The 9589-nt window shown below is 68.4% G+C and carries 9 protein-coding genes; 4 read left to right on the top strand and 5 right to left on the bottom strand.

Features of this window, described 5'->3' with window-relative positions:
- The first annotated feature begins 249 nt into the window (after positions 1-249).
- Entirely contained in the window at positions 250-954 is a 705-nt protein-coding gene (locus I5M_RS30295) for a M15 family metallopeptidase (RefSeq protein ID WP_022723188.1), read from the top strand.
- On the opposite strand, the gene I5M_RS20945 is transcribed toward I5M_RS30295, so the two are convergent.
- Positions 955-1518 carry a nitroreductase gene (locus tag I5M_RS20945; protein WP_022723189.1) on the bottom strand — a complete coding sequence of 188 codons (564 nt, stop codon included), beginning with the start codon at positions 1516-1518 and terminating at the stop codon, positions 955-957.
- Positions 1519-1810: 292 nt separating this feature from the next.
- Here I5M_RS20945 and I5M_RS20950 point away from each other — a divergent pair, with 292 nt between their 5' ends.
- Complete coding sequence (locus tag I5M_RS20950; protein WP_022723190.1) at positions 1811-2620, top strand: YfdX family protein; 810 nt, start codon at positions 1811-1813, stop codon at positions 2618-2620.
- A gap of 69 nt (positions 2621-2689) precedes the next feature.
- Here I5M_RS20950 and I5M_RS20955 read toward each other — a convergent pair whose 3' ends face one another.
- The gene (locus tag I5M_RS20955) at positions 2690-2977 is read right to left on the bottom strand and encodes a hypothetical protein (protein ID WP_022723191.1); all 288 of its coding nucleotides are present in this window, start codon (positions 2975-2977) and stop codon (positions 2690-2692) included.
- A 91-nt stretch (positions 2978-3068) separates the two neighbouring features.
- Positions 3069-5435, bottom strand: a complete 2367-nt coding sequence (locus I5M_RS20960) for a YadA-like family protein (RefSeq protein WP_022723192.1) — start codon at positions 5433-5435, stop codon at positions 3069-3071.
- Between I5M_RS20960 and I5M_RS20965 the strand changes: the two genes are divergently transcribed.
- The gene (locus I5M_RS20965) at positions 5413-5748 is read left to right on the top strand and encodes a hypothetical protein (RefSeq protein WP_148287931.1); all 336 of its coding nucleotides are present in this window, start codon (positions 5413-5415) and stop codon (positions 5746-5748) included. The genes I5M_RS20960 and I5M_RS20965 overlap by 23 nt on opposite strands.
- 26 nt (positions 5749-5774) lie before the next feature.
- The gene (locus I5M_RS20970; RefSeq protein ID WP_022723194.1) at positions 5775-6692 is read left to right on the top strand and encodes a hypothetical protein; all 918 of its coding nucleotides are present in this window, start codon (positions 5775-5777) and stop codon (positions 6690-6692) included.
- Here I5M_RS20970 and I5M_RS30300 read toward each other — a convergent pair.
- On the bottom strand, positions 6689-8191 hold the full coding sequence (locus I5M_RS30300) for a YadA family autotransporter adhesin (RefSeq protein ID WP_376738693.1): 1503 nt from the start codon (positions 8189-8191) through the stop codon (positions 6689-6691). The two genes, I5M_RS20970 and I5M_RS30300, sit on opposite strands and share 4 nt — an antisense overlap.
- Positions 8076-9311 (bottom strand): hypothetical protein, encoded by a 1236-nt coding sequence (locus tag I5M_RS20980; RefSeq protein WP_022723196.1) that lies wholly within the window; start codon positions 9309-9311, stop codon positions 8076-8078. The genes I5M_RS30300 and I5M_RS20980 overlap by 116 nt, the downstream gene beginning before the upstream one ends.
- Between the last annotated feature and the right edge of the window lie 278 nt (positions 9312-9589).

Below are 9589 nucleotides of genomic sequence, written 5' to 3' on the forward strand. Positions count from 1 at the left end.
AGCGGCGGATCGGTATCCCAGAGAGGCTGCGTCCGACATGGCCCCCGCGTATCGCTGCGCTCATGCGGGCTACGCTTGCTAGCAGAAGGCCTAACCCGCCGATCGGCCAAGTGTTATGGAGGAGTCCGCTGGCTAATCGAGCATAGGGGCTAGGAATGCCTGATCGCTGCCGTGTCGGTCGTATAAGAAGCCATATGCGTGTTCCAAAGACCTGAACTTGTCCTTGCACCTAAGTGTTTCCAGATACGCGTGCGCGAGCAGGTGCAGGCTCGCGATTTGAAGTTGCCAAATGAACTGGCGTATTTGCGCGACCTTGCGCCCGATATCCGTCAGGATATGCGCTACGCTGGTGCATTCAACTTCACCGGCCGACCGGTCCCCGGCTATCAGGCGGCCGAATGTATCCTGTGGCGGCCGGCCGCCGAGGCGCTGGCAAGGGCGCAAACTAAACTCGCCGCCGAAGGATACGGCCTTAAGGTCTATGATTGCTATCGGCCGGCTCGGGCGGTGGCGGCCTTTGTCGCATGGTCGCGCGCGCCGGGGCAGGACAGCATGCGGCCGGTATTCTATCCGTTGCTGGAGAAGGCACAATTGTTCCGGCTCGGCTACATCGCCGCGCGCTCGAAGCACTCTCTCGCGATCGCCGTCGATCTTGGTTTGGTTCGCGTGACCGACCCCGCGCTGCCAACGCCGACGCACGCTGGCGCCTGCGACGGCCCGTTCGAAGCGCGCGCTGCCGAGTCGAGCCTCGATCTCGGCACTGCCTTCGATTGTTTCTCCTCGCTCAGCGCCACAGCAGCGCCTGGCGTTTCCGTCGAAGCCCGGCGCAACCGCGACCGACTAGGCTCTGCGCTAATGCGCGAAGGATTTCAGAACTACGCCAAGGAATGGTGGCACTTCGATTTCACCCATCCCAAGGCGCCGCAGTCTGCCTACGACTTGCTGGTCCGCTGATCAAAACCGCGTAACGATCTCCGCCAGCACCGGCCTCGGCCGGTCTTCCACCGGCTTGGTCTTGGTGCCGATGTAGATGAAGCCGGCGAGCTTTTCGTTGTCCTTCAGTCCGAGGCCGCTGAGGACGTCGCGGTCGTAGGCGATCCAGCCTGACAGCCAGTTGGCGCCGTAGCCGAGCGCGGTGGCGGCGGCGACGATGTTCATGCAGCTCGCGCCGGCCGATAGTTCCTGCTCCCAAGCCGGCACCTTTGGGTGTGGCTTCGGCGAACTCACCACGGCGATCACCAGCGGCGCTTCCATCAGGCGCGCCTTCTCGACCGCGATGTCGGTCTCGCCCGCCTCCGGATGCTTGCGGGCAAAGACTTCGGCGATCACCGCGCCGCCACGCGCCCGCGCGTCGCCTTCGAACACGATGAAGCGCCAGGGCCCAATCTTGCCGTGATCCGGCACGCGCGCGCCGATGGTCAGGATCGTCTCCAGCTCTTCGGCCGAAGGGCCGGGTCCGCTCATTTCGCGCGGCTTCACCGAGCGGCGGGTTTCGAAGAAAGAGATCACATCCGACATAGCCATTCTCCCGCGATCCGATGATCGCTTCTCGTGATTTGGGCTCCTTCTAGCAAAGAAGGAGCGCCGGAGCGATGGCCGCCCGTCTGATCAGAATGCTTCCAAACGGTGTGGCCGGTTTCGGACGGCTCGGCGTGCGTGCAAGAGAGGCCTGCGGCACAATGGTTTCCTAGGTTTAATGAAACGCGAAGGCTGGTCCGGCCGTTGTCGGAGCGTACTCGACATCGCGCGTTCTCGATCAATCAGACAGGGTCGATCACGCGCCCGAAAATCTCAATGAGGAGACACGATCATGCCTGGCGTCAAAACAACGCTCGCCGCCGCTGCGCTCGCCACCACCGCCCTGTGCGGAGCCGTCTATGCAGCCGATCATCCGGCGGTGCCTGACAAGGCCGCCACCCAGGACTTCTCCAAGCTGTCCAAGGACGGCTTCAACGCCTTCCAGGACATTCGTGAGGCGCGGCTCGCATTGTTCAACGGAAAGCCCGAGATGGCGCGCAAGGACGTCAACAACGCGATGGAGTCGCTGGAGAAGAGCAAGACCGACGACACCGCGTTCATGAAGGCCGAAGCCGATCTGAAGCCGCCGGCACAGATGGCCAATGCGACGACCCAACCGTCCACCAACGCCTCCGCGTCGCCGGCCAATACGAATCAGCAATCGAGCACCACCGCTTCGACGACGCCGATCAAGTGGTTGCCGATCAACGGCACCATCACGGTGCAGGACGATTTCACGGCCGTGCCGGCCAAGGCCGCGGCGATGAAGACCGCGAACGCGCAGCTCAAGGCGGGTAAGCAGAAGGAGGCGATCGAAACGCTGAAGGCGAGCGACGTCAACGTCGCCGTCTCGCTCGAACTCGCCCCGATGAACGCCTCCATCAAGGGCGTCGACCAGGCGTCCAAGCTCATCGACGCCGGCAAGTACTACGAGGCCAACGGCGCGCTGATGAACGTCGAGAACGGCATCCGTTACTCGGTGGTCGATTTCCAGGACAAGCCAACGGCGCACACCGCGGCCGCTACGCAGGCGCTCGACGCGAAGACGGCGCCGAACACGACCGGCCAGGCGCCGGCTCATAATAACCCGTCGTCCAAGTGACGGGCCGCGGCGGCCGACGCGGCGTGACCTCCACCGTCGCGTTGGCCGTCGAGTCTCGAACGAGGAATTTCAGCGCTTGGGCGCAGCAGCGGGCGCTGGCGTCCCGGGTATACAACTGATGGAGCCGATCGTGGCGGAGCCGTACTGGACGTAGCCGGAATTCGCCGGCGGCGAATGCGGTGCCGAGATCGGCAGGTACATGTAGCACACGGTGCCGTCGGTCGGATCGCGCCAGCGTTGCACGACCGTGTCCTGTAATGGTCCGGCGAATTGCCGCTCGAGCTGCATGCGCGGCAGTTTGTTCCATTCCGCCTGTGCCAGCGCGGCGGACGGCGCCGACGCGATCACGGCGAGCACGGCCGCGCCGGTGGCGAGAGTTGATCGTCTCTGTCTGTTCATGCGCAGGAGTGTAGCGAACGGCGCCGCCGCTTCATAGCGGTGCGCGGCTTCAGTTCAGCGTCAGCGATGCGCCGGCGACGGCGCCGTAGCTCGAAACGTCACTCGAGCCGGTGAAGGCGGCGTTAACGCGCAGCCGGTCGCTCATTGAATAGCCGAGACCGACAGCGAGGCCGGACTGGCCTTTGAAATAACCGAACGAGCTGGCGACCGACAGCTTGCCGGGGCGTGGATCGTAATGCAGGCCGCCAGCCGCCATCGCCAGCGCGGTGCCGGCGCGGGCCTCGCGCTGATTGTCCCAGATCTGCGACTGCAGTCCGCCGATTTGCGATTGTAGTCCGGTCGCGACGCTGGAAAGCTGGCCGACATTGACGGCGTCGGTCTGCGAGATGCCGGCGGCGACATTGGTGATGCGGCGCTCGCTGCCGCTGGAGCCGACAGACACTGTGTTGGCCTGGTTGGCGATCGAGCCCGAGCCCAGCGCGACCGCATTGCTCGCCGTGACGATCGCGCCGTTACCGACCGCGACGCCGCGCGTCGCGGTCGCCGAGGCGTCGGGGCCGATCGCCGTCGATTGACTTGCGGTCGCCACAGCGCGGTCGCCGAACGCGGCGCCGCCGTTCGCCGCCGACGCCGCAACGCCGACCGCGACCGAGCCGGTGGCGGACGCGCCGGTGCCGATCGCGATCGCATTGGCGCCGGTCGAGGCCGCTGTGGTGCCTATGGCGATGGCCCCGTCGGCACTGGCGACCGAGCTGGTGCCAACCGCGATGGCGTTGCCGCCCGACGCATTGGCTCCGTTGCCGATCGCAGTGGCGCCGCCGCCCGAGGCCTGAGCGTTCGGTCCGATCGAGGTGGCGTTGGTGCCGGTGGCGCTCGCCGCCGTGCTCGAGGAGTTGACGCGGAAATAGGTCGAGCTCGCCGAGATGCCGGCGACGATGGAATTCAGCGCTGCGACTTGCTCGTTGGTGGCGTAAAGCTGGCTGCCGTTCACCGCGTCGGTGGACGATGCCGACAGCGTGCCGGCGCTGATCCCGGTGAGGCGGCGCGTGCCGGCACTGCCGGTGAAGTCTACCAATGTGCCTGCGGTCGAGGACGCCAGGGTAATCACGCCTGTGGTTTGGTCCTGCTGCACCAAGCCGATGGTGCCATTGCTGACCTGCGTCTGCAGGTTCGTGAAGGCGGTGTCGACTGCGCCGAACGCGCTGCCGACATCGGTGTAGGCCGAGCCTCGGATGGTGTAGCTCGGCGCGGTTAGCTGGCCGTTGCTGTCGAGCGATGCGCCGCCGCCGAACGCCGCGGCGACGCGCTGGTTGGCGGTGTAGAGCTGGCCGCCGGTGATCGCGTCGGTCGAGCCCGATGCGATGCTGCCGGCCGCGACATTGACGATCTTGCGCTCGCTGCCGACGGCGCCGACCGAGACGGTGTTGGCGGTGTCGGCGACCGAGCCGGCGCCGAGCGCGACGGAGTTGGCTCCGGATGCGCTGGCGGACCGGCCGATCGCAACGGCATTGGTGGCGCTCGCAGCGGACGAGAGGCCGAACGCGAGCGACGAGATGCCGCTGGCGTTCGCGTTTCGGCCGATCGCGATGGCATCGTCGGCCATCGCTCTGCTGAGATAGCCGACCGCTACCGCAGCGACTCCGCCAGTCTGCGTCGAACTCCCCAGCGCCGTCGAATAGTCGCTGAAGGCCTGCGCATTGGTGCCGATCGCGGTGGTACGCGTGCCGCTGGCGCTCGCCAACGAGCCGACCGCGGTGCTGGCGTCGCCGCTGGCGGTGCTGTTGTTGCCAAAGGCCGCGGTGGACGCGGCCGACGCCGTGCTGCCGTGCCCGATCGCGATGGCGTCGGTCTGACTCGCGCTGGCGCCCGCGCCGATCGCCACCGCGTAGCTGCTGCTCGCCGCGGCGCTGTTACCCAGCGCGATGCTGTAGTCCGTCGTGGCTTGCGCCGCATTGCCGATGGCGATGCTGGCGCTGCCGGCGGCCGCGCTGGCACTGCCGACCGCGACGGCGTTGGCGCCGCTGGCTGCGCTGCCGGTGCCGTAGGCGGAGGCGGATACGCCGATCGCCGCGCTGTTGTAGCCGGAGGCCGTCGCCGCGCTCTGCGTCGCGCTGGCGCCGGAGCCGTTCGCCACCGCGTTGGCGCCGCTCGCGACCGAGGCGCGGCCGACCGCGACGCTGCTGTCGCCGCTCGCCGCCGCGTTGAAGCCGGCTGCCAGCGACGATATGCCGGTTGCCTGGGCCGAGCCGCCGAATGCGGTGGCATTGGCAGCCGTTGCATCCGACTGAAATCCGACCGCGATCGCGCTGGAGCCGGTCGCGTTCGACGAGGCGCCGATCGCCGTGGCGTTTGTCCCGGTCGCGTTGGCCTGGAAACCGAACGCGGACGCGTTCGTGTTCGTCGCGCTGCTTTGCATGCCGAAGGCTGAACTGGCAGCACCGGTCGCAGACGATTGCGTGCCGCACGCCACCGCGCCGGTGGCGGTTGCGGTCCCCGATCCGGAGCTTCCATCGCAGACGAATTGCGCGCGCGCCGGTCCCGGCGCCAGGGACAGCAACGCAACGGCCGAAGCGACCGCGAGGCCGTACCCCGAGGTCAAGCTCCATGTCGCCAACAGCAGCCTGGCGCGGCTGCGACAAATCGCGCCCGTGATCACGATGTTCCCCATTCCGGGAGCAAGCTATTCAGGTGCGTCAGAGTGGCAACTGCAGAAATTTGGTCGCATCTGATCGCGTGGTCGCAGGGGAGGGTGGCGTTGGCGTCCGACGGCGAGTGGCAGGCGAGGATCGCGCAGGTGCGGGCGCATCCGAACTTTCCGCGGGCGATGCGCGCCGCCGCGGCCGGGCTTTGCTCGCACTATCAGGGCGGCCCGCTACTCAACTGGCTGATGGACGACCGCGCCCGGCTGTTGTTCGGTTACCTCGCGCTGCATCTGCATTTCTCGCGCGATCCCGCCGACTCCGCCTCAGGCCTGACGCCGACGCGGATGAAGCAGCTCTGCACCCGGTTCGGGCTGTGCAGCGCCGGTCGCGCAGCCGCGATGCTGTCGCTGATGCGGTTCTCCGGTTACCTGGCGCCTGACCCCGATAATTCCGACGGGCGTTCGCGCCGGCTGGTGGCGACTCCGGAGCTTCTGGCGCTGCTGCGCAGCCGCTGGCGGGCGAATTTCAGCGGTGCCACGATGCTGTTCGATGACGGCGACGAACTCATCGCGCGGCTCGACGACGACGCCTTCGTGCGTGCCTTTTTGGCGGCGATGTTCGAACGCTTCAATGCTGGTTACCGGCTGCTCGCCTACACGCCGGGGCTCGGCGTGTTCAGCGAGCGCGCCGCCGGCATGATGGTTATGACGACGCTGATCAGCAGCGGCGAGGACGACGACACTGTGCCACCGTCGCGGCCGGTGGTGCTGTCGATCTCCGAACTGTCGCGCCGCTTTTCGGTGTCGCGCGTCCACGTCGCCAAGATGCTGCGCGATGCAGCCGCCGACGGGCTGATCACGCGGGGCGGCAATAGCGGTGAGGCGATTACGCTGGCTCCGGCGCTCAAGGACGCGCTGCAATTGTTCATCGCCAATGCACTGCTGTTCTTCTTCGACAGCGCTCGCGCCGCCGCGGCTTCGCTTAAGGCCGATCGCGCGGCAGCGAAGGATTGCGACACCGCGTCGTCTTAGAACTCACCGGCGAGTCCGACCCGCGCGCCGTGATTGTCGCCGCCGCCATAGGCGTAGCCGGCGGTGAGCGCGACCGGCGCGTTGGTATCGAGCCGATAGGCCAGCGAGCCGCCGAAGCCGAACTCGCCGCGGAAAGACGCGGTGTTCATCGCCCAGCTGGTGCGCCCCGCCTTCGACGGCATCGGCGCCGGCGTCATCGACATCGCCGCCGCGACGCCGCGCCGCGCCTCGCGCTGGTTGTCGCGGATCTGATCCTGCAGGCCGCCGATCTGCGCCTGCAGTCCGGCGGCGACGCTGAAGAGCTGACCCACATTGACTGCGTCGGTCGGTGCGATGCCGGCGGCCACGTTGGTGACACGTCGCTCGCTGCCGGCTGTGCCGACCGAAACCGTATTGGCCTGATTGGCGACCGAGCCCGCGCCCAGCGCGACCGCGTTGCTGGCCGTGACGATTGCGCCGTTGCCGACCGCGACGCCGCGCGCCGCGGTCGCCGACGCGTCGGGGCCGAGAGCGGTGCTGTTAGTTGCGGTGGCGACAGCGCGGTCGCCGAACGCCGCGCCGCCGTTCGCCGCCGACGCCGCGCCGCCGACCGCCACCGAGCCTGTAGCGGACGCGCCGGTGCCGATCGCGATCGCATTGGTGCCGGTCGAGGCCGCCGTGGTGCCGATGGCGATGGCGCCGTCGGCGCTCGCCACCGAGTTGGTCCCCACCGCGATGGCGTTGGTTCCCGACGCGCTGGCATTGGTACCAATCGCCGACGAGTCGGTGCCGGACGCCTGCGCGTTGCTGCCGATCGAGGCGGCGTTGCTGCCGGTGGCGCTGGCCGCGGTGCTCGAGGAGTTGACGCGAATGTAAGTCGAACCCCCTGACATGCCGGCGACGATGGAGCTCAGCGCCGCGATGTCGGAGCTGTTGGCGGCGACCTGCTGATTGGTGGCCCAGAGCTGGCTGCCGGTGACCGCATCGGTCGAGGTTGCCGACAGTGTTCCGGCCGCGACGCCGGTGAGCCGCCGCGTGCCGTCTGTGCCGGTGAAGTCCACCAGCGTGCCGCCGCTCGAAGCGGCGACGGTGACCGGTGCGTTGGCCGAAGCTTGCTGCACCAGGCTGTTACCACCCGGCGTCTGGCTTTGCAGATTGCCGACTGCGCTGTCGAGCGCAGCGAACGCACTGCCGGCGTTGTCATAGGCGGTGCCGCGGATGGTGTAGGTCGGTGCGTCGATCTGGCCGTTACTACCCAGCGTGGCGCCGAACGCAGCGGCGACGCGCTGGTTCGCGGTGTAGAATTGTCCCCCGGTCACCGCGTCGGTCGAGCCCGAGGCCAGCGTGCCGGCGGCGACGTTAACGATCTTGCGTTCGATGCCCGGCGCGCCGACCGAGACGGTGTCAGCGACGTCGGCGACCGAGTTGGCGCCGAGCGCCACCGCACCGCGCGCGGTCGCCTGCGCGCCGGCGCCGGCTGCGAAGCTGTCGTCGGCGCGGGCGCCGGCCGATGCGCCGATGGCCGCCGCCGATGCGCCCGAGGCGATGCTGTTGACGCCGAAGCTTCGAACTGTCGGTGCCGGTGGCGTAGGCGCCGTAACCGACCGCGGTGGCGTGCACGCCGCTGCCGAGGCTGGCCCATCCGATGCCGATGGCGAAGTCGCCGCTCGCTTCCGCGCCGTTGATCGCCAGCGACGAGCTGCCGCTGGCGACAGCGCCGCCGATCGACACCGAGGCGACGCCGCTCGCCGTTGCGCCGTAACCGAGCGCGGAGGCGAAGGCGGCGCTGGCCCAGGATCCGGTGCCGACAGCGACGCTGCTGTCGCCGCTCGCCACGCTGGAATTGCCCGCCGCCAATGCGGCCGCGCCACTGGCATCGGCGCTGTCGCCGAACGCCGAACTGCCGGCGCCGGAGGCGGAGGAATAGACGCCGAAGGCCGAGCCACGGTCGGCGCTGACGCTCGCACCGTAGCCGACCGCCGTGCCGCCCAAGCCTGTCACGCTCGCCTCGCGGCCGAGCGCGGTGGAAGCGGCACCGCCGGCGAGCGCCGCGTAGCCGAACGCGATGCCGGCTTCACCGCGGGCGATGCTGGCGGTGCCGAACGCGATCGAGAGGTCGCCGATGGCCTGGCTGTCGCGGCCGAATGCGACGCTGTAGGCGCCGGTCGCGCTGCTGTAGAGACCGATCGCGGCGGACCAGTCGCCAGCCGCGAAGCTGCTTTCGCCGAATGCCACCGCCGAGGCGCCCGACGCGACGCTGCCGGAGCCGATCGCAGTCGCCCCGGCGCCGGTCCCACGCGCATAGGCGCCCAGCGCGGTGGCGAAATCACCATCGGCGCTTGCTGAATCGCCGATCGCGACGCTGCTGGAGCCGTTCGCCGTGACGTTGAGGCCGAACGCGGCGGAGTAGTCGCCGAGCGCCTGGGCGCCGCCGCCGAACGCGGAGCTGCCTGCGCCGCCGGCAGTCGCCGGGCCGCAGGCGACGGAGTCGCTGTCGCTCGCGTTGCCGCCGCCGGAGCCGCCGGACACGCTGCGGCAGACGAATTGCGCCCGAGCCTCGTCGGCGGCCAACACGATCAGCAGCGTCGGCAGGCTGAGCAGTGCCGATCTCGCCCGCGCGCGTCGGCGCTGTGCCGCCACTGCGCGCCGGACCTTTGACTGCTGTGATGATGTCGCCCGCGTCGCCAAGGCTGCCTCCAAGCGGGAGGTAACCTAGCCATGGCGATGGAGCCGACAACTGCAGATAATTGGTCGCATCTGGCGCGGCGGTCGCGGGAAGCAGGGGGCCGGGACTGCTTTCAGCTTTGTCTCAAGAGCGGCAATTCAATACGATGCGATCGACGCCCAGACGATTTGAGGTTCGGCATGGAAGGCATCCGATTAAACGCAGCGCGACTATCGGCGCTCCGAAGGAATCG

This window comes from Rhodopseudomonas sp. B29 (assembly GCF_000333455.1).
GTDB lineage: Bacteria > Pseudomonadota > Alphaproteobacteria > Rhizobiales > Xanthobacteraceae > Rhodopseudomonas.

Excerpts from the sequence above, each read along its gene's own strand:
- I5M_RS20945 (WP_022723189.1), bottom strand. The coding sequence starts at position 1,518 with ATGTCGGATGTGATCTCTTTCTTCGAAACCCGCCGCTCGGTGAAGCCG.
- I5M_RS20950 (WP_022723190.1), top strand. The coding sequence starts at position 1,811 with ATGCCTGGCGTCAAAACAACGCTCGCCGCCGCTGCGCTCGCCACCACC.
- I5M_RS20960 (WP_022723192.1), bottom strand. The coding sequence starts at position 5,435 with ATGCAAAGCAGCGCGACGAACACGAACGCGTCCGCGTTCGGTTTCCAG.